Source organism: Denitrificimonas halotolerans (genome assembly GCF_034259425.1).
In the GTDB taxonomy this organism is placed as follows: Bacteria; Pseudomonadota; Gammaproteobacteria; order Pseudomonadales; family Pseudomonadaceae; genus Denitrificimonas; species Denitrificimonas halotolerans.
In genome coordinates, this window is sequence record NZ_JAXIVU010000029.1 from 1 (window position 1) to 18885 (window position 18885).

Annotated in this window: 20 protein-coding genes; 15 read left to right on the forward strand and 5 right to left on the reverse strand. The window is 46.1% G+C overall.

Annotated elements, in window-relative coordinates; all coding sequences use genetic code 11:
- A partial coding sequence (locus TOI97_RS12630) for a transposase (RefSeq protein ID WP_321554494.1) occupies positions 1–246 on the forward strand: 246 nt, incomplete at its 5' end.
- A 13-nt stretch (positions 247–259) separates the two neighbouring features.
- On the opposite strand, the gene pta is transcribed toward TOI97_RS12630, so the two are convergent.
- Positions 260–2350, reverse strand: a complete 2091-nt coding sequence (gene pta / locus TOI97_RS12635; protein ID WP_321554495.1) for a phosphate acetyltransferase — start codon at positions 2348–2350, stop codon at positions 260–262.
- 18 nt (positions 2351–2368) lie between these two features.
- Complete coding sequence (locus TOI97_RS12640; protein ID WP_321554496.1) at positions 2369–3562, reverse strand: acetate kinase; 1194 nt, start codon at positions 3560–3562, stop codon at positions 2369–2371.
- A gap of 210 nt (positions 3563–3772) precedes the next feature.
- Between TOI97_RS12640 and TOI97_RS12645 the strand changes: the two genes are divergently transcribed.
- The 13 genes from TOI97_RS12645 to erdR all read left to right on the forward strand — a co-directional run bounded on the left by TOI97_RS12645 (position 3773) and on the right by erdR (position 13794).
- A complete protein-coding gene (locus tag TOI97_RS12645) occupies positions 3773–4258 on the forward strand; it encodes an FKBP-type peptidyl-prolyl cis-trans isomerase (protein ID WP_321554497.1) in 486 nt (161 codons plus the stop codon).
- A gap of 215 nt (positions 4259–4473) precedes the next feature.
- Positions 4474–5283, forward strand: a complete 810-nt coding sequence (locus tag TOI97_RS12650; RefSeq protein WP_321554498.1) for an ABC transporter ATP-binding protein — start codon at positions 4474–4476, stop codon at positions 5281–5283.
- Positions 5284–6081, forward strand: a complete 798-nt coding sequence (mlaE, locus tag TOI97_RS12655; RefSeq protein WP_321554499.1) for a lipid asymmetry maintenance ABC transporter permease subunit MlaE — start codon at positions 5284–5286, stop codon at positions 6079–6081.
- Positions 6081–6542 (forward strand): outer membrane lipid asymmetry maintenance protein MlaD, encoded by a 462-nt coding sequence (gene mlaD, locus TOI97_RS12660; protein ID WP_321554500.1) that lies wholly within the window; start codon positions 6081–6083, stop codon positions 6540–6542. The genes mlaE and mlaD overlap by 1 nt, the downstream gene beginning before the upstream one ends.
- 5 nt (positions 6543–6547) lie before the next feature.
- Positions 6548–7186 carry an MlaC/ttg2D family ABC transporter substrate-binding protein gene (locus tag TOI97_RS12665; RefSeq protein ID WP_321554501.1) on the forward strand — a complete coding sequence of 213 codons (639 nt, stop codon included), beginning with the start codon at positions 6548–6550 and terminating at the stop codon, positions 7184–7186.
- Positions 7183–7503: an STAS domain-containing protein gene (locus tag TOI97_RS12670; RefSeq protein ID WP_321554502.1), complete on the forward strand. Its 321-nt coding sequence runs from the start codon at positions 7183–7185 to the stop codon at positions 7501–7503. The genes TOI97_RS12665 and TOI97_RS12670 overlap by 4 nt, the downstream gene beginning before the upstream one ends.
- A gap of 68 nt (positions 7504–7571) precedes the next feature.
- Positions 7572–7811: a BolA family protein gene (locus tag TOI97_RS12675; protein WP_321554503.1), complete on the forward strand. Its 240-nt coding sequence runs from the start codon at positions 7572–7574 to the stop codon at positions 7809–7811.
- Between the two features lie 20 nt (positions 7812–7831).
- Positions 7832–9097 (forward strand): UDP-N-acetylglucosamine 1-carboxyvinyltransferase, encoded by a 1266-nt coding sequence (gene murA / locus TOI97_RS12680; RefSeq protein ID WP_321554504.1) that lies wholly within the window; start codon positions 7832–7834, stop codon positions 9095–9097.
- Positions 9098–9103: 6 nt separating this feature from the next.
- Positions 9104–9736, forward strand: a complete 633-nt coding sequence (gene hisG / locus TOI97_RS12685; RefSeq protein WP_321554505.1) for an ATP phosphoribosyltransferase — start codon at positions 9104–9106, stop codon at positions 9734–9736.
- A 118-nt stretch (positions 9737–9854) separates the two neighbouring features.
- Complete coding sequence (gene hisD / locus TOI97_RS12690; RefSeq protein WP_321554506.1) at positions 9855–11168, forward strand: histidinol dehydrogenase; 1314 nt, start codon at positions 9855–9857, stop codon at positions 11166–11168.
- Positions 11169–11256: 88 nt separating this feature from the next.
- Positions 11257–12312 carry a histidinol-phosphate transaminase gene (hisC, locus tag TOI97_RS12695; protein ID WP_321554507.1) on the forward strand — a complete coding sequence of 352 codons (1056 nt, stop codon included), beginning with the start codon at positions 11257–11259 and terminating at the stop codon, positions 12310–12312.
- A 46-nt stretch (positions 12313–12358) separates the two neighbouring features.
- A complete protein-coding gene (gene orn / locus TOI97_RS12700) occupies positions 12359–12901 on the forward strand; it encodes an oligoribonuclease (protein WP_321554508.1) in 543 nt (180 codons plus the stop codon).
- Between the two features lie 239 nt (positions 12902–13140).
- On the forward strand, positions 13141–13794 hold the full coding sequence (gene erdR, locus TOI97_RS12705) for a response regulator transcription factor ErdR (RefSeq protein ID WP_321554513.1): 654 nt from the start codon (positions 13141–13143) through the stop codon (positions 13792–13794).
- Between the two features lie 371 nt (positions 13795–14165).
- Here the strand turns inward: erdR and metR are convergent, their stop codons facing one another.
- From metR to TOI97_RS12720, 3 genes are all read right to left on the reverse strand, one after another.
- Entirely contained in the window at positions 14166–15086 is a 921-nt protein-coding gene (gene metR / locus TOI97_RS12710) for a transcriptional regulator MetR (protein ID WP_321554509.1), read from the reverse strand.
- 266 nt (positions 15087–15352) lie between these two features.
- Positions 15353–16381, reverse strand: a complete 1029-nt coding sequence (locus TOI97_RS12715; protein ID WP_321554510.1) for a methionine synthase — start codon at positions 16379–16381, stop codon at positions 15353–15355.
- A 42-nt stretch (positions 16382–16423) separates the two neighbouring features.
- A complete protein-coding gene (locus TOI97_RS12720; protein WP_321554511.1) occupies positions 16424–17407 on the reverse strand; it encodes a DUF1852 domain-containing protein in 984 nt (327 codons plus the stop codon).
- 434 nt (positions 17408–17841) lie between these two features.
- On the opposite strand from TOI97_RS12720, the gene thpR reads away from it, so the two are divergent.
- Positions 17842–18414 carry an RNA 2',3'-cyclic phosphodiesterase gene (gene thpR / locus TOI97_RS12725; protein WP_321554512.1) on the forward strand — a complete coding sequence of 191 codons (573 nt, stop codon included), beginning with the start codon at positions 17842–17844 and terminating at the stop codon, positions 18412–18414.
- The last annotated feature ends 471 nt before the right edge of the window (positions 18415–18885 follow it).

The window sequence follows — 18885 nt, forward strand, 5'->3', positions numbered from 1 at the left end:
ATGCTGGACTATAAATGCGCTCACGCAGGCATTGTTTTTAAGGAAGTTGACGAGGCATACACCACCCAAACCTGTTCGAGTTGCGGCAGTTTGCCCGGGTCGAGGCCGAAAGGTATCGCAGGACTTGAAATAAGAGAATGGACGTGCAGTGGGTGTGGTGTCACCCACGATCGCGATATCAACGCGGCACGTAACATTCTCGCGGCCGGGCATGGCCGTCTAGCAGTAGGAATCCCCGTCCTTTAGGCCGGGGAGGATGTCAATGAGGCATGTTTGCAGCTTGGATTGCTGTCAAGGCGATAGTGAAGACAATATCGTCTACTAAAGCACCGCGTGATAAGTCGTTCACAGGCTTGCGCAAGCCTTGCAGCATAGGACCAACGCTGATTACGTTAGCGCTGCGCTGGACAGCTTTATAAGTGGTGTTACCTGTGTTCAAGTCTGGGAAGATGAACACGGTGGCACGACCGGCAACCAAGCTGTCAGGTGCTTTTGAGCGACCTACGCTTTCAATACTTGCAGCGTCATACTGCAGTGGACCATCAATGGCTAAGCTTGGGTTGCGCTCGCGAGCAATACGGGTGGCTTCACGTACTTTTTCAACTTCAGCACCGGTACCTGAATCGCCGGTTGAATAGCTGATCATCGCAACTTTTGGGTCAATGCCAAAAGCTTGTGCTGACTCAGCACTTTGTAGGGCGATTTCTGCCAATTGTGTTGCGTCTGGATCTGGGTTCACTGCACAGTCACCGTACACTAGAACCTGGTCTGGTAGGAGCATAAAGAAGACAGATGAAACCAAATTATAGCCCGGGGCTGTTTTAAGCAATTGCAGGGCCGGACGGATGGTGCTTGCGGTGGTGTGTACAGCACCAGAGACCAAACCATCTACATCATCCTCGGCCAACATCATGGTGGCTAAGACAACGGTATCTTCCAACTGAACCGCTGCTAATTGCTCGGTAAGGCCTTTATCTTTACGCAGCTCAACCATTGGCGCGATGTATTTTTGACGGATGCTATCTGGATCGATGATTTCTAAGTCAGCCGGTAAGTCGATGCCTTGCGCTTTAGCAATGTTGTAAACCTCTTCAGGTTTAGCAATCAACACGCAATTTGCAATGCCGCGCTTTTGACAAATCGCAGCAGCTTGAATAGTGCGCGGTTCGTTGCCTTCAGGAAGAACAATACGCTTACCAGCGGCTTGCGCACGTTTAACCAGTTGATGGCGGAAGGCGGGTGGTGATAACAGTAGTTGACGCGTGGTTTTGCAGCGTGCGGTTAACCAGTCTTGGTCCAAGTGACCTGCAATATAGTCTGTGACTGCTTTGGCGCGCTCAGTATCTGTGATGGGGATACCTTTATAGAGGCGCGTTAAATTGTACGCTGTATCGTAAGAGCCTGTAGGGACGCTCATGACCGGCAAGCCACCTTTAATGGCACGCTCGCAGATATCCATAATGCTTGGATTAGGGGTCAGGTCGCCAGTCAGTAGCAAGCCGGCCAGCAACACACCGTTCATTTCTGCCAAGCTAGTGGCCAAAATAATATCGTCACGGTCACCGGGACAAACCACTAAAACGCCTGGTTGTAATAAAGGTACAACGTTAGCGACAGTGCGCGAGCACAGAATCACTTTTTGAACACGGCGCTTTTCAATGTCCCCAGTATTGTGCACTTTGGCTTTAATCAACTCAGCAAAGTCACTGGTACGGGCATTGTTCAGTTCATCATTTTTAGCGATGCATCCAATGAGGTGTAGATCACCTTTGCGCAAGGCTGGTAAGTGGCTTTTTAATCGCTCAACAAAGCTGCCTAGTGGTGCCTCTTCAACTTTATTGATGATCACGCCAAGTACTTTAGGGTCTTTAGTGCCGCCAAAGAGCTGTGCCTGCATTTCAATGCGATCAGATAATACGTCTAAATCATCGCTGCTTGGTGCGCTGACTAAGATTACTTCGGCATCAAGCGTTTTGGAGAGATGGGCGTTGATGCGTTCAGCATAGTTAGCTTGTCGCGATGGGGTCATACCCTCAACAATCACAATGTCGTATTCAGCTTGGATTTGTTGATGCATGCTGACGATTTCTTCCATCAGCTCATCCAGTTGGCCGTTACCAATCATTCGTTCAACATAGGCTAAAGGAAGAGCCTTGGGTTGGCGAATACCATGGGTGGCTTCCATCAGTGCGCTGGAACGTTCTGGACCATTATCATCAGGGTGGGGTTGGGCGATGGGTTTAAAAAAACCAACCTTTAAGCCTGAGCGCAGTAGTGTTTGTACTACGCCTAAACTGATCGATGATAAGCCAACACCAAATCCGGTCGGAGCAAGTAAGAATGTATGCATGAGTGAAGCGTCCTGTGATTAAGCTTTCGCGTCGATTAATGCCAGTGTTTCAACAGCAATCTGGCGTTCTTCGTTGGTTGGGATCACTAAAACACGTGGATGGTTTTCGGCACTGATGATGCCTTCCACACCGCGGGTACATTTTTGGTTTGCTGCTTCATCCAGTTTGAAATTGAATAAGCGCATATGGTCAAGTGTTTTGCTGCGCACTAGGCTTGCGTTTTCACCAATGCCGCCCGTGAAAATCAAGCCGTCTAGGCGCGGTAGTGCACAAGCCATGCCGGCTAAAGATTTAGCAAGACGGTAGCAGAACACTTCAATAGCAAGAGTGGCACGCTCATCGCCTTTTTCGTGGGCTTCAATTAGGGTGCGCATGTCGTTCGAGAGCCCTGACAGGCCGAGCAGGCCGCTTTCTTTGGTCAGTACAGTTTCAATGCGTTGCGTATCCCAGCCTAGAGTGCGTGCGAGATGGTTGTGCAAGCTTGGATCAACATCACCGCTACGGGTACCCATGACAACACCTTCTAACGGTGTTAAGCCCATGCTAGTGTCTTGGCTTTCACCGTTCACAATGGCACAGGTTGAGCAGCCATTGCCTAAGTGAGCTGTTAGCCAAGAGCTGTCTTCAATAGGTAAGCCTGTCATGACAGCTGCTTTACGGCTGACAAACATGTGGCTAGTGCCGTGGAAACCGTAGCGACGTACATGGTGATCTGTGTAAAGGTGCTCAGGTACAGCGTAACGGTAAGCGTGAGCTGGCATTGTCTGGTGGAATGCAGTATCAAAGACGGCGACTTGCGGTAGGGTTGGGTACAGCTCCATAGCCGCTTCAATCCCAATTAAACCAGCAGGGTTGTGCAGCGGAGCTAATACAGCAGCGCGGCGAATGACATCAATAACTTCTCGGTTCAACTCTGATGCTTCGGTGAAGTGAGCGCCGCCGTGAACAACGCGGTGACCGATACCGGTCAACTTTCCACGACTTGCTTCTTGCACTAAAGGCAACAGACTGGCAAAAGCTTCTTTGTGGTCTGCTCCAGGGAGTTTCTTAACATGCTTTTCGTCACCTAGCTGCCAGTTTAAAACGGCTTCTGCGCTGCCTAAACGCTCAGCGAGTCCCTGAATGGGAAACTGATCGTTATCTTCATCGACTAAAGCGAACTTAATGGAAGAACTACCGCTGTTGATAACCAGAATGTTGCGAGAAGACATGGGAGATCCTTTTGTTACATAAAAATAAAAAGGTGGATACGGTCAGGGTGTTAGGAAATAATGACCGGATCATTTAAAAGGTTTCCTCAATCTTCGGGTGCGCAATGAAGTAGGTCAAGCAGCTAATGGTCTATTTAATCTAAAGTCGCATTACGATGCATGAGCAGGTAAACTTTGGTTTACATTCATTTTGATAAAGGTTTTTATTTTATGCTGATCGCCGACCAACACGTTGTCGCCATTGATTACACGCTTACAAACGAAGCTGGCGAAGTGATTGACAGCTCTGCAGGTTCAGAGCCGTTGGTTTATTTGCATGGCGCAAGCAACATCATTCCTGGATTGGAAAATGCACTGACAGGTAAAGCTGTAGGTGATGAATTAGAAGTGACTGTTGAACCCGAAGAAGCCTACGGCGAGTACAGCGCAGAGCTGATTACTGTTTTAGGTCGTGAAATGTTTGAAGGTGTTGATCAGCTTGAAGTGGGCATGCAGTTTCATGCTTCAGGTCCTGATGGGGGTATGCAGATAGTGACAATCCGCGATATTGATGGTGATCAAATCACAATTGATGGTAATCATCCCCTAGCTGGGCAGCAGCTTAATTTTAAAGTGAAAGTTGCAAATATTCGTGCAGCTAGTGCAGAAGAAGTCGCACATGGTCATGTACACGGTGAAGGTGGCCATCAGCACTGATAACTTAGTTTAAGTGCAGACACCATAAAAAGGCACTTTCGAGTGCCTTTTTGCTTCCTAGCTCTTGTTCGCGTGCAGGTCTTTACACTCATCGAATAAACTTATCTGTTGGGCGTGGGGGGCGACAGTGCTATATTGCTCTGTTCGCAGTACAGGTAAATGATATGTGCTGCCCTAATGATCAACCGCATTAATACTATTTAGCGGGAGTTAATATGTCGGCTGACGATGCTTTCGCCGTAGAAGTAAAGGGCCTCACCTTTCGGCGTGGCTCACGTAAAATTTTTGATAATGTAGATATTCGCATTGAGCGAGGTCAAGTCACTGGAGTGATGGGCCCGTCTGGATGCGGTAAAACCACATTGTTACGCCTCATGGCTGCACAATTGAAGCCTGATCAAGGTGAAGTTTGGGTCAACGGCGAGAATCTACCTGATTTGTCGCGCAGTGAGCTATTTGAAATGCGTAAGCAGTTTGGTGTGCTTTTTCAAAGTGGTGCGCTATTTACTGATTTAAATGTGTTTGAAAACGTAGCTTTTCCATTGCGTGTGCATACTCAGTTGCCTGAAGAAATGATTCGCGACATTGTTTTAATGAAGTTGCAAGCGGTGGGGCTGCGCGGTGCTGTTGAACTCATGCCCGATGAATTATCAGGTGGTATGAAGCGTCGTGTTGCATTAGCGCGTGCAGTCGCCTTAGATCCAGATATTTTATTATATGATGAGCCTTTTGTCGGACAAGACCCCATTGCTAAGGGCGTATTGGTGCGCTTGATTCGTTTGTTGAACGATGCTCTTGGTATTACCAGTGTCGTGGTATCTCATGACTTAGCAGAAACAGCGAGTATTTCTGATTACTTGTATGTCGTAGGTGATGGCAAGGTTTTAGGGCAAGGCAAGCCTGACGAAATGATGAACTCAGATGACCCGCGCATTCGGCAGTTCATGCAAGGGATTCCAGATGGACCTGTGCCCTTTCATTTTGGTGCACCGGATTATCGCGACGACTTATTAGGAGAAAATTAAATGGCACATAAGTCGTTGATTGATCGTGTTGCTTTGCTGGGGCGTGCTGGTTTGGATACGGTGCAGTCCATGGGGCGTTCGGTCATATTTTTATGGAACGTACTGCTAGGGCGACGCGGGGCTGGCACTGGGTTTCACTTGTTGGTCAAACAGTTGTATTCCGTAGGTGTATTGTCTCTAGCGATTATTATTGTATCAGGCTTGTTTATAGGCATGGTGCTTGCGTTGCAAGGCTATAGCATTCTTGTTGACTTCGGTTCTGAGCAAGCGGTTGGGCAGATGGTGGCCTTAACCCTTTTAAGAGAGCTAGGGCCGGTTGTTACAGCTTTACTTTTTGCAGGGCGTGCAGGTTCGGCATTAACGGCTGAAATTGGCAATATGAAATCCACAGAGCAGCTTTCCAGCTTGGAAATGATTGGCGTAGACCCACTTAAGTATATTATTGCACCGAGACTGTGGGCTGGCTTTATCTCTATGCCTCTATTAGCGGCAATTTTCTCCGTGGTAGGCATTTGGGGTGGCGCTATGGTAGCAGTGGACTGGTTAGGCGTTTATGACGGTTCCTACTGGGGTAATATGATTAACAGTGTCGATTTTTATAATGATGTTGTTAATGGCGTGATTAAAAGTGTCGTGTTTGCTTTCGTAGTGACCTGGATTGCTGTATTCCAAGGCTATGATTGCGAACCCACCTCAGAAGGTATCAGTCGAGCAACAACACGTACGGTGGTGTACGCCTCCTTAGCAGTGTTGGGTTTGGACTTTATTTTGACTGCTTTAATGTTTGGAGATTTCTAATGCGAATCCGTGCCGTTGAGATCAGTGTAGGTGTGTTTTTGTTGGCAGGTATGCTCGCGTTATTGCTGTTGGCTCTACGGGTCAGTGGTTTGAGCGTAGCCAATAGTTCAGATTCTTATAGGCTTACTGCCCATTTTGACAATATTTCCGGTCTGACTACACGCGCTAAAGTCACCATGGCCGGTGTAAGTGTAGGTAAAGTGGTGGCCATTGATTTTGATACTGAGACCTATACAGGTCGTGTCACTATGGAAGTGGAGAGTAGGGTAAATAATTTGCCAATTGATACCACCGCATCCATTTTAACTGCAGGTTTGTTAGGTGAGAAATACATCAGTTTAAGTGTTGGCGGTGAAGAAGAGGTGCTCGCTGACGGTGATGTGATTTACGATACTCAATCGTCTTTAGTGCTTGAAGAGCTGATTGGTAAGTTTTTAATGAATACAGTTAACCAGGAGTGATCAACATGTTAGGCATATTACGTAATACCTTGCTCATCACCTTGTTGGCTTTTACCAGTTTTAGCATGGCATCGACTGTAGATGATGCGCGTAAAGTTGTTGAGCAAACAACTGAAGCATTGCTGAGTGATTTGCAGGTCAATCGAACGCTTTACCGCAATGATCCTGCAGCATTTTATAATGCTATGGATAATATTTTAGGAGGTGTTGTTGATGCTGATGGCATTGCTCGAAGTGTGATGACTGTGCGTTATTCACGTCGTGCTACACCTGAGCAAATTGAGCGTTTTAAAGAAAACTTTAAGCGCAGTTTAATGCAGTTTTATGGTAACGCTTTACTTGAATACGATAATCAAGGTATTCGAGTGTTGCCTGAAGTGAAAGCGCAAGGTAAAGATCGCGCTGAGGTGCGTATGGAGGTAACGGATAACAAGGGTGTGATTTACCCTGTGTCTTATACCATGGTTCGCTTAGACAATCAGTGGCGCATGCGTAATGTTATTATTAACGGTATTAATTTAGGTAAACTGTTCCGTGATCAGTTTGCTGAGGCTATGCAGCGCAACGCGCAAGACCTGAATCGTGTCATTGATAATTGGGTTGAGACTGTAGCGCGAACACGTGCCGCTCAGGAGGATGCGTGAGTCAGGCCACTATCAGCATGGATGACCAGGGGGTTATCCAAATCAGCGGCATATTGGATCACAATAATGGTGGGCCGCTACGCGAACAAGGTCAACGCTTGATCCAGAACAGCCGTGCCTCTAAGGTGCAAATCAATTGTGCTGGGGTGACTAAGTCTAGCAGTGTGGGCTTAGCGTTATTATTGGCGTTCATGCGTGATTGCCAAAGTGAGGGTAAGGCGGTGGAGTTGATACAGTTACCCGAAGATATGCGCAAAATTGCCCAAGTGTGCGGGTTAAGTGACATTCTTGGGATTGAACCGGGTCGTTTTGAATAAAGTAAAGACTTAAACAGGAACTAATGCAGTGCTCAGCCTAGTACTGAACGCTGTAAATGAGGTTAATTATGCAATCTGTAGCAGTAAAACAACTGTTAGAAGAAAAAATCCCCAACACCCAGGTTGAAGTCGAAGGTGAAGGCTGTAATTTCCAACTCAATATTATCAGTGATGAGTTAGCAGCCTTAAGTGCAGTTAAGCGTCAGCAGCAGATTTACTCAATTTTAAACCCATGGATTGCCGACGGTACAATCCATGCGGTCATTATGAAATTTTTTACTCGCGCGGCTTGGGCCGAACGCTCTTAAAGTAACCAGACGAGACTCTAATGGATAAGCTAATTATTAGCGGAGGTCATCGTTTAGACGGTGAGATTCGTATTTCCGGTGCGAAAAACTCTGCGCTGCCTATTCTTGCAGCAACCTTGCTGGCCAGTGCGCCAGTGACGGTATGTAACTTACCGCACCTACATGATATTACGACAATGATTGAGTTGTTTGGCCGTATGGGTATTCAACCAATTATTGATGAGAAGCTCAGCGTGGAAATTGACCCACGTACCATTGAAACGCTGGTTGCTCCCTATGATTTAGTGAAAACCATGCGGGCTTCGATTTTAGTATTAGGGCCAATGGTCGCGCACTTTGGTCAGGCTGAAGTGGCTTTGCCAGGCGGTTGTGCTATTGGTTCACGCCCTGTTGATTTACATATCCGAGGTCTTGAGGCGTTAGGTGCCGAGATCACTGTCGAAAATGGTTATATTAAAGCTAAAGCACCAGAAGGCGGCTTGCGTGGTGGTAACTTTTTCTTTGATGTGGTCAGTGTGACGGGAACTGAAAACATTCTTATGGCGGCAACTTTAGCCAAAGGCCGTACGGTCTTGGAAAATGCTGCGCGTGAGCCCGAAATTGTAGATTTAGCCAACTGCTTAATAGCTATGGGCGCTAAAATTGAAGGGGCAGGCACAGACACTATTATCATTGAAGGTGTCGAGAAGTTGGGTGGCGCAGTGTATAGCGTGATGCCTGATCGGATCGAAACAGGTACTTATCTGGTAGCTGCAGCAGCGACTGGTGGCCGAGTTAAGCTTAAAGACACTGATCCAACCATTCTTGAAGCAGTATTGGTTAAACTGCAAGAAGCAGGTGCAGAGATCACTACCGGTGAAGACTGGATTGAACTGGATATGCACGGTAAGCGCCCTAAAGCGGTGAACTTGCGTACGGCTCCATACCCAGCTTTTCCAACCGATATGCAAGCGCAATTTATTGCTTTAAATGCCATTGCAGAAGGTACTGGGACGGTCATTGAAACTATTTTTGAAAACCGCTTTATGCATGTGCTGGAAATGCAGCGCATGGGCGCTAAGATTCAAATTGAAGGCAATACAGCTATTGTCACTGGAGTGCCTCAATTGACCGCTGCACCTGTGATGGCAACGGACTTACGTGCCTCAGCCAGTTTAGTGATTGCTGCCCTTATGGCCGATGGCGACACTATGATTGACCGTATTTATCACATTGACCGTGGTTACGAATGTATCGAGGAAAAAATGCAACTCCTTGGTGCGAAAATCCGCCGAGTACCAGGCTAGTCTTATATGTTAACTATTGCACTTTCTAAAGGTCGGATCTTGGATGATACCTTGCCGCTGTTAAAACAGGCAGGTATTGAACCGACTGAAAATCCAGAAAAAAGTCGTAAATTAATTATTTCCACCACTCGTGACGATGTACGCTTATTGATCGTGCGTGCCACTGATGTGCCTACTTATGTTGAGTTGGGTGCTGCAGACCTTGGTGTAGCGGGGAAAGACGTACTTTTAGAGTACGGTGGTCAAGGCTTATATGAGCCGCTGGACCTGAAAATTGCTAAATGCAAATTAATGACCGCAGGCCCTGTTGATGCGCCTGAGCCCACAGGTCGTCTGCGTGTGGCAACTAAATTTGTTAATGTCGCTAAGCGTTACTATGCAGAGCAGGGTCGTCAAGTTGATGTAATCAAGCTCTATGGTTCTATGGAGTTGGCACCGTTGGTTGGTTTAGCCGATAAGATCATTGATGTTGTCGATACTGGAAACACTTTACGTGCCAATGGCTTGGAGCCACAAGAATTGATCGCTCATATCAGCTCACGCTTAATCGTCAACCGTGCCTCAATGAAGATGAAGCACGCTGAGATTCAAACCTTGATCGATACCTTAAGTGCCGCGGTAGACGCACAGCAGCATTGATCTTTGGTGTGTTGATACACACGGCCTATCTGCGTCATAGCCGATTATTTCGGGTGCCCGCGCAGCAGGTTTGTTAGTCTGGCGGCGCCCGAATGTTAAGTAATTATTGAGGCCCGCTATGACTGCAGCGACTATAGTTCGACGTTTAAATGCTCAAGATGCAGATTTTAATTCCCAACTCAATGAGCTCTTAAGCTGGGAGAGCGTCTCCGATGCTGATGTGAATCAGCGAGTACTGGATATTATTGCTAATGTACGCAGCCGCGGGGATGCTGCGTTAGTGGATTATACTCGCCAGTTTGATGGCTTAGATGTTGCTCAGATGAGTGATTTGATTCTGCCTCGTGAGCGTCTCGAGCTGGCGCTCACTCGCATTACTCCAGAGCAGCGTGAAGCCTTAGAAATAGCTGCACAACGTGTCCGCAGTTATCACGAAAAGCAGGTGCAAGAGTCATGGCGTTATACTGAAGCTGACGGCACTGTATTAGGGCAGAAAGTGACCCCACTTGATCGTGCGGGACTGTATGTTCCTGGCGGTAAAGCATCTTATCCGTCTTCAGTCCTGATGAATGCTATTCCGGCCAAAGTAGCCGGTGTGCAAGAAGTGGTGATGGTGGTGCCTACTCCGCGTGGTGAAATTAATGAGTTGGTTTTAGCAGCAGCTGCTATAGCAGGTGTCGATCGAGTCTTCACCATTGGCGGCGCTCAAGCTGTTGCTGCTTTAGCTTATGGTACTGAAAGCGTTCCTCCTGTGGATAAGATTGTTGGGCCAGGTAATATTTATGTGGCCACTGCTAAACGACATGTGTTCGGTAAAGTGGGGATCGATATGATTGCTGGCCCATCAGAGATTCTGGTGGTCTGTGATGGGAAAACTGATCCTGACTGGATTGCCATGGATTTATTCTCGCAAGCTGAGCACGATGAAGATGCACAATCTATTTTATTGTGCCCTGATGTATCTTTTTTAAGCCGTGTAGAAGAGAGTATTGAACGTTTGCTGCCGACCTTGGAGCGTGAGGCAATTGCCCGTACATCGTTGCGTGAGAGGGGTGCCTTGATTCAGGTAGCTGATATGGCGCAAGCTATTGAAGTGGCAAACCGTATTGCCCCAGAGCACTTAGAGTTGTCAGTGGACAATCCAGAGGCGCTATTGCCGCAGATTCGTCATGCGGGTGCTATTTTTATGGGACGTTACACTGCAGAAGCTTTAGGTGACTATTGTGCTGGGCCAAACCACGTGTTACCTACTTCGGGTACGGCGCGTTATTCATCACCTTTAGGGGTGTATGATTTCCAAAAACGCTCATCCATTATTTATTGCAGCCCTGAAGGTGCTTCTGAGCTGGGTAAAGTGGCTTCGGTCTTGGCCCGTGGTGAATCGTTAACCGCACATGCGCGTTCAGCTGAGTACCGCATTAAAGCCGATTAAGGCGGAACAGAAATTGTCCAGTAGAACAGTTATCGAGCATTGAACCGTTGCGTAGGGCGTGACGGATGTCTCATTTTAGGAGTGCTACGTGAGTAAGTTTTGGAGTCCTTTTGTGAAGGATCTGGTGCCTTATGTGCCAGGTGAGCAACCAAAAATTGAGCGTTTAATTAAGCTCAACACCAATGAGAACCCGTATGGGCCATCGCCCAAGGCCATTGCGGCGATGCAAGCACAAATCAATGAAGATCTGCGTCTGTACCCTGATCCTAATTGTGATCAGTTGAAGCATGCAGTCGCTGATTACTACTCAGTTGGCCCGCAGTATGTGTTTGTGGGTAATGGTTCTGATGAGGTTTTGGCGCATGCTTTCCATGGCTTATTCCAGCATGACAAACCTTTATTGTTTCCAGATATCAGTTACAGTTTTTATCCAGTATATTGTGGTTTGTATAATATCGAGCCAAAGCAAGTGCCATTGGATGAAGATTTTCAAATCCGCGTGGAAGATTATCAGCAACCCAATGGCGGGATTATTTTCCCTAATCCTAATGCTCCAACGGGCTGCTTGCTTGAGTTGGATAAGATCGAGGAACTCTTGCAGGCTAACCTAGACTCAGTAGTAGTGATTGACGAAGCTTACATTGATTTCGGTGGTGATTCGGCTGTCAGTTTAGTAAAACAGTACGATAATCTTTTAGTGATACAAACATTGTCTAAGTCTCGCGCTTTAGCAGGTTTGCGTGTTGGTATTGCGATTGGTCACCCTGATCTTATTGAAGGCTTAGAGCGCATTAAAAATAGCTTTAACTCTTATCCATTAGACCGTGCAGCCATTGCTGGTGCATCAGCCGCTTTTGCCGATGCAGATTACTTTCACAGCACTCGCAATAAAGTGATTGCAAGTCGTGAGTGGGTGACGGAAGCATTGAGTACTTTAGACTTTGAGGTTTTGCCCTCTGAGGCTAACTTTGTCTTTGCGCGTCATAAAACTCGCGATGCTAAAGAGCTGGCTCAGCAGCTGCGTGAAGAGGGAGTTTTGGTACGTCACTTCACTGCACCGCGTATAGAGCAATTTTTACGCATAACTATCGGTACTGAAGAGCAGAATCAAACTTTAATTGATGTGCTTCAGCGCTGCATTTAAGAGCGTATACAACTGCGCGGAACGATTTTTAACTTTGAGGTGTGCGATGTACAGTGAACAAAACTTAATTTGGATCGACTTGGAGATGACCGGGCTTGATACCGATAATGATCTGATCATTGAAATGGCCACCATCGTTACCGATAGCCAGTTAAATATTTTAGCCGAAGGCCCTGTGCTGGCGATCCATCAGTCCGATGAGGTCTTAGCAGGAATGGATGAGTGGAATACACGCCAGCATGGTGGCAGCGGTTTAACTCAACGTGTTCGTGAAAGTCGAACGACTGAAGCTGAGGCAGAGGCACAGACATTAGCGTTCTTAGAGCAATGGGTACCGGCGAATGTATCGCCGATGTGTGGCAACAGTATTTGTCAAGACCGCCGCTTCTTGCACCGTCATATGCCTCAATTGGAAGCGTACTTTCATTACCGTAACTTGGATGTATCTACACTTAAAGAATTGGCTGCGCGTTGGGCGCCAGAGGTGCGCAATGGTTTTAAGAAGGGTGAAGCGCATTTAGCTTTGGCTGACATCAAAGAGTCTATTGCTGAGTTGCAATACTATCGCAAGCACTTTATTCGCAGTTAATACTTAGCGTTCAAATAAAATACATAAAAGTTCAATTTATTCTGAGCAATATAAGACCTTTGGCTAGGTTTTATGTAGTATGAGCGGTAGATCGTAAGACAAAATAGACCACTCAATTTGCTTGTGGTGGCTTGCAGTAGAGTTTGGAAAAGAGTGCATAGTTTTTGTGCGGTGGTTTTTCCAGCTGAGTTGCAAGGTGCACAGCACACCTAAAATAAAAGAGACAGGACCCCTTAATGATGGCTGCTTATGAAATACTGATTGCAGATGACCACCCACTGTTCCGCAGCGCGTTACGCCAAGCGCTCACCTTAAGCTTGGGCAGCAACGTGCGTCTAGTTGAAGCAGAAAATATTGCTGAGCTAGAAAGCTGCCTGCAAGACAAGTCAGACTGGGATTTAGTGCTTTTGGATTTAAATATGCCAGGTGCACATGGTTTTTCTGGGTTAGTGTTACTGCGCGGTCAGTATCCGCATGTGCCTGTAGTGATGATCTCAGCACAAGAAGACCCGAGTATCATGGCCCGTGCCCGTGAGTTTGGGGCTAGCGGTTTTATCCCAAAATCCAGTCCGTTGGAGGCTATTCAAGAAGCAGTGCAAATCGTCTTGGATGGTGATGTTTGGTGGCCGGAACAGACCGCAGCCAGTGCAGCAGTTAGCGAAGAGGAAAAAGCAGCCAGCGAAGGTTTGGCAAACTTAACTCCACAACAGTTTCGTGTGCTGGCGATGGTATGTGATGGTTTACTGAATAAGCAAATTGCTTTTGAACTTAATGTTTCTGAAGCGACTGTTAAAGCTCACGTGACAGCTATTTTCCGTAAATTAAATGTTCGTACCCGTACTCAAGCAGCATTGCTCTTACAGCAGATGGGCACTATTCCACAAAGCGAATAAATTTGATCAATTGACAGGCCGCCTTTATTTGAAGGCGGCTACTTATTTTCTGTAAAATTACTTTTCAAGTTGTTTCGAACTGCTTTAATTTGTGTGCTGAGCAGTGGCGCTAAAATTGCGTAAACTTTCTAGTTTGCATGTGAACAGATATGAAACGGATGAGTCTTCCGATAGAGTGTCATCTATGTCCCTGCGCGCATAGGGAGAAGAACGCATTTGCAAAGTGTTATCAAGGTCGCGTAAGACCTTGTACTTTTAGTGCGAGAAGAGATTGCCGTCGGGCATGGCCGTTTGTCTAACAGTTTCCGTCTTTTAGGTCGGGGCAAAATCGCCAAGTCATACGTGCTTCCTGCTTTTCTGGATAAGAGAGTTTAATCTTTAACTGCACTGACTCCCGCTAACGTAGTAAAGGACGTGTCTTTTGCTGTGAGTAGAAAATCCTTCATAAACGCTGCGTCTAGCATATCAGTACGTACTGCAGCATAGAGTGTAGAAAACAAGCCTGACTCACCTAAACGACGAGCACTCACATAGCCTTTTGAACTGTATTCATGCATCGCCCAGTTGGGTAAGCAACAGACTCCGCGACCGCTGGCGACCAATTGCATCATCATTACAGTCAGCTCAGCAGTACGGATTTGTAGCGGCTCAACATCTGCTGGATCTAAGAAATGATTAAAAATATCTAAACGATCACGGTCTACTGGGTAGGTAATCAGCACTTCTTGTTTGAGATCTTGTGGTTCTACATAAGCTTTTTGTGCCAAAGGGTGTTGTTTGGCCACTGCTAATAAAGCTTCATACGTAAATAATGGAATATAGCTAATCCCGATGAGATCAATGGGGTCAGCAGTTACCACTAAATCTAAATCACCTCGAGCCAGTGCTGGCAGTGGCGCAAAGGCAAAGCCGGAGGCTAAGTCAAGCTCTACTTCGGGCCAAGCATCACGAAATTGATCAATGGTTGGCATTAGCCACTGGAAGCAGCTATGACACTCAATGGCCATGTGTAAGCGGCCAGCAGAGCCGCCTTGGAGGCGAGCAATATCGCGTTCGGCACTGCGCATCAGTGGTAGTACCTCATCAGACAACCTAAGTAAACGCAATCCTGCACTGGTAAAGCGCACGGGTTTGGTTTTGCGCACAAAGAGTTGCATGTCCAAGCGTTCTTCCATTTCTTTAAATTGATGCGATAAAGCAGACTGAGTTAAATGCAGCCGTTCAGCAGCTTCTACTAAACTACCAGCATCGCGTAAAGCCACTAATGTTTTCAAATGGCGAATATCCAGCATGAGCATTCCTTAAGAATCAGTATGAGTATGGTTAATGATCATAAGGTAGTATGTTTAGTTTGTCTCACTATCTTTTGAGAGTCTAGAATCGCTTTATTTCGGTAGTGGGGTAGCAGTAGCGTTGTGAGCTGTTGTTCTGAATGGAGTATTTCAGCGGGCTAAACCCGCTATAGTTAATAACCAATAGGTTTTTAATGGATGCCCTCGCTTGTATGCTGTGCGTTTGCGCTCAAACCACTGGCGAGGCAGTGGTTTGAGCGAGATCTTTAGGCTTTGAGCTCGCGACGGATAATTTCTGCTCCAGCGCTCAAGGCATTGAGTTTACCCCGAGCAACTGAGCGGGATAAAGGGGCCATACCACAGTTGGTTGACGGATACAGTTTGTCGGCATCAACAAATTGCAGTGCTTTACGTAGTGTTGCGGCAACTTCTTCTGGTGTTTCAATGGTGTTAGTGGCTACATCAATGGCGCCAAGCATGACTTTCTTACCACGTATGAGCTCAATCAAGTCAATGGGCACGTGAGAGTTTTGGCATTCTAGCGAGATAATATCTAAGCTGGATTTTTGTAGCTTAGGAAAAACTTCTTCATATTGGCGCCATTCAGAACCTAAGGTCTTTTTCCAGTCGGTGTTGGCTTGAATGCCATAACCGTAGCAAATATGTACAGCGGTTTCACACTTCAAACCTTCTACGGCTCTTTCGAGTGCGGCAATGCCCCAAGCATTGACTTCATCAAAAAATACATTAAATGACGGTTCGTCAAATTGGATAATATCCACTCCTGCTGCTTCTAATTCGCGGGCTTCTTGATTGAGAATGACGGCAAATTCCCAGGCTAGCTGTTCTCGGCTTTTATAGTGAGCATCGTACAGGGTGTCGACCATAGTCATTGGTCCAGGTAAGGCCCACTTTATGGGTTGTTGGGTGTGTTGACGTAAGAACTTGGCATCTTCTACAAAGACTGATTTAGGGCGGCTTACGGCACCTACTACAGTCGGAACGCTCGCATCGTAGCGGTCACGGATTTTGACTGTTGCACGTTGTTTAAAATCAACACCGTCCAAATGCTCAATAAAGGTGGTGACAAAATGTTGGCGAGTTTGCTCACCGTCACTGACAATATCAATCCCTGCTTGTTGTTGCTCTTGCAGCCAGACACGCAAAGCATCTTGCTTGCCTTCAACCAATGCTTCTCCTTGTAAGCGCCAAGCTGACCAAATAGTTTCAGGCTCGGCTAGCCAAGATGGTTTAGGTAAGCTGCCGGCGGTGGATGTGGGTAATAAGATGCTCATGATGAATCCTGTTTTAAATTTTGTAAGTAATAAAGCTCAAATTCAGGCAGCGTGTTTAGCTGACCATTGCTCAAGTAAACCTTGATAGGGCTTGATGAAGTTTTCTTCAGTAAATTTCCCTTGTTCAAGCGCGAGTTTATTGCGCTCTTCTCGGTCATAAAAAACTTGTGTTAATGAATGGTCTGGATTCTGTAAGCTAGGTTGGTAGTATTCCCCTGCCACAGCGTTTGCATTATAAATTTCAGGGCGATAAATCTTTTGAAAAGATTCCATAGTGCTAATGGTGCTAATCAGCTCAAGCTCAGTGTAATCACTGAGTAGATCACCAAAAAAATGGAATGCTAGAGGTGCGACACTGTTCGGCGGCATAAAATAGCGCACTGCTAAGCCCATTTTTTTGAAATACTGCTCAGTTAAAGACGACTCGTTGGGTTGGTATTCCACGCCAAGGATTGGGTGTTCATTGCCCGTTCTGTGATAAATTTTATTATCTGAAACACTGAGGCAAATCACTGGCAGCTTAGTAAAGTTTTTTTGGTAGGCATCTGAATTAACAAAGCTTTTGAAAATATTGGCATGCAGCTCACCAAAATCGCTTGGGACACTGAATTTAGTTTGTCCTTTGTTATGTTCTTTCAGTCGTACGCTAAAATCATAATCACGTACATAGGAAGAAAAGTTATTACCAAGAATGCCTTCGATACGTTTGTTGTTGAGATGGTCAACAATGGTAGTTTGCAAAACCTCAATTGCAGGGAAGCTGCTTTCAGTACCTTGATGATTAATTTTCATGTCAACAGAAATGATATCGAGCTCAACAGAATAACGATTGCTTTTAGGGTTATCCCAATGCGCGAGGGCATTAAAGCGGTTGTTAATCATCATTAAAGTATTACGCAAGTTTTGCTGACGACTTGCTCCTCTAGCCAAGTTAGCAAAGTTGGTTGTGGCACGCGTATTGTCTGAAGGATGATAATTCTCATCGAAATCAATGCTGTTAATAGCAAAGATAAAGTCGTTAGTCATGATGCTCTGATATCCAATTTGTGCAATAAAACTTGAATGCAAGCTTACTGTCGGTTTAGTCGCTGACTGGCTCTAGCCAGTAAACCGAACAGTCTGTTCGTGTTTATAGCTGATTAATTAATTGCCCTAGTGCTTTAGAGCAGAGAATGGATACATTTATACGTGTATAGGTTTATGAATAAAAATGATCTTATTTCAGTCTGTGTATGAGTATTTCTCATGATTGTTGTGAGGCAGTATTTTAAAGGAGGAGGGCGAGTAAAAACTTTGCTTGCTCTGTGCTGCTTGCGGATGGGTTTGCAACGCAGACCTGTAAGGTCAGGGGTGTTTGTCGCATCAACGCAGTGTAAAACATTCTTGCGGTCGAGCATGGCCGTTTTAGTAGTGGGAGCCCCGTTCTTTAGGTCGGGATAGATGTCAAAATGAGTAAAGCCATGCGCAGAGTATTTTTTGGACTAGAGATTCCAGCTAAAACTAAAGCACGTTTGTTGCAGGTCAGGACTGAAGTGGCAGGTGCCAAATGGCAAAGTGTTGAGCAACTGCATTTAACTTCGTTATTTCTGGGCAATATAGATGCAAACTCTTTGTCCGCGGTTCGTGCGGCAGTGCGTAATATCTCTTTGGCAGCGTTTAAGTTGGATATTTTAGGCTTAGACTGCTTTGGTCAGCCCCATGCACCTAAACACCTTTGGGCAAGGATTGTGCCAGACACTTCGGTGATCAATCTGCATGAGGCTATTAAAAATCGAGTGGAGAGTCTTGGAATAGAAACCGAACGGCGTGCTTATCGTCCACATCTCACCCTGGCTCGATTTAAGCGCCACCCTGGCTCAGTGGAGCGTTTGCTAGACGAGCACCGTGCAACATTTTTTGGACGTTTTCAGGTGGATGAATTTGTACTGTTTGAGAGCCGGCAGAACACGGCTGGATCAGTCTATAACGTGCTAGAGCGCTATCCTTTGCATGCACTCAAGCTCTTAGAGCAAGCGAATGCCGAGTCTAATTAAGTGGGCTTACCTTGATTGACTGAGTGGAAAGTGTACTAGTGCAGTTTTTATGCAATGAGGCTGTCCGAGTTGCTTGTAGCAAAATCGAAGTATCACATATAAATGAATACTGCTTTCTCTTGCCAACAGTTATCGCATAAAGTCGCTATTCTCAATTATCAAAATCGCGTAAGACCTCGTACTTTTAGTGCGGGAATGGATAGGGAGGGCTGCTTAAGCAGCCCCTTAACCCCTAAACAAACACGCTAAAGTCTTTGCAGTATAGGTTGGTACTGGTATTGTATACAGTATGATAAAGCACACCAAAACATTAAAAGTTCGAGTACGAGATAGGCATGTGTCCTTGCTAAACCGCATGGCTCGCAGCGTCAATTTCGTCTGGAACTTTGTTAATGAATTAAGTCAACGCTCGATTAAAGAGCGTGGTGTGTTTTTGTCTGCGTATGATATGCATCCCTACACTAAGGGCGC

Excerpts from the sequence above, each read along its gene's own strand:
- pta (WP_321554495.1), bottom strand. The coding sequence starts at position 2,350 with ATGCATACATTCTTACTTGCTCCGACCGGATTTGGTGTTGGCTTATCA.
- TOI97_RS12640 (WP_321554496.1), bottom strand. The coding sequence starts at position 3,562 with ATGTCTTCTCGCAACATTCTGGTTATCAACAGCGGTAGTTCTTCCATT.
- TOI97_RS12645 (WP_321554497.1), top strand. The coding sequence starts at position 3,773 with ATGCTGATCGCCGACCAACACGTTGTCGCCATTGATTACACGCTTACA.
- TOI97_RS12650 (WP_321554498.1), top strand. The coding sequence starts at position 4,474 with ATGTCGGCTGACGATGCTTTCGCCGTAGAAGTAAAGGGCCTCACCTTT.
- mlaE (WP_321554499.1), top strand. The coding sequence starts at position 5,284 with ATGGCACATAAGTCGTTGATTGATCGTGTTGCTTTGCTGGGGCGTGCT.
- mlaD (WP_321554500.1), top strand. The coding sequence starts at position 6,081 with ATGCGAATCCGTGCCGTTGAGATCAGTGTAGGTGTGTTTTTGTTGGCA.
- TOI97_RS12665 (WP_321554501.1), top strand. The coding sequence starts at position 6,548 with ATGTTAGGCATATTACGTAATACCTTGCTCATCACCTTGTTGGCTTTT.
- TOI97_RS12675 (WP_321554503.1), top strand. The coding sequence starts at position 7,572 with ATGCAATCTGTAGCAGTAAAACAACTGTTAGAAGAAAAAATCCCCAAC.
- murA (WP_321554504.1), top strand. The coding sequence starts at position 7,832 with ATGGATAAGCTAATTATTAGCGGAGGTCATCGTTTAGACGGTGAGATT.
- hisG (WP_321554505.1), top strand. The coding sequence starts at position 9,104 with ATGTTAACTATTGCACTTTCTAAAGGTCGGATCTTGGATGATACCTTG.
- hisD (WP_321554506.1), top strand. The coding sequence starts at position 9,855 with ATGACTGCAGCGACTATAGTTCGACGTTTAAATGCTCAAGATGCAGAT.
- orn (WP_321554508.1), top strand. The coding sequence starts at position 12,359 with ATGTACAGTGAACAAAACTTAATTTGGATCGACTTGGAGATGACCGGG.
- erdR (WP_321554513.1), top strand. The coding sequence starts at position 13,141 with ATGGCTGCTTATGAAATACTGATTGCAGATGACCACCCACTGTTCCGC.
- metR (WP_321554509.1), bottom strand. The coding sequence starts at position 15,086 with ATGCTGGATATTCGCCATTTGAAAACATTAGTGGCTTTACGCGATGCT.
- TOI97_RS12715 (WP_321554510.1), bottom strand. The coding sequence starts at position 16,381 with ATGAGCATCTTATTACCCACATCCACCGCCGGCAGCTTACCTAAACCA.
- TOI97_RS12720 (WP_321554511.1), bottom strand. The coding sequence starts at position 17,407 with ATGACTAACGACTTTATCTTTGCTATTAACAGCATTGATTTCGATGAG.
- thpR (WP_321554512.1), top strand. The coding sequence starts at position 17,842 with ATGCGCAGAGTATTTTTTGGACTAGAGATTCCAGCTAAAACTAAAGCA.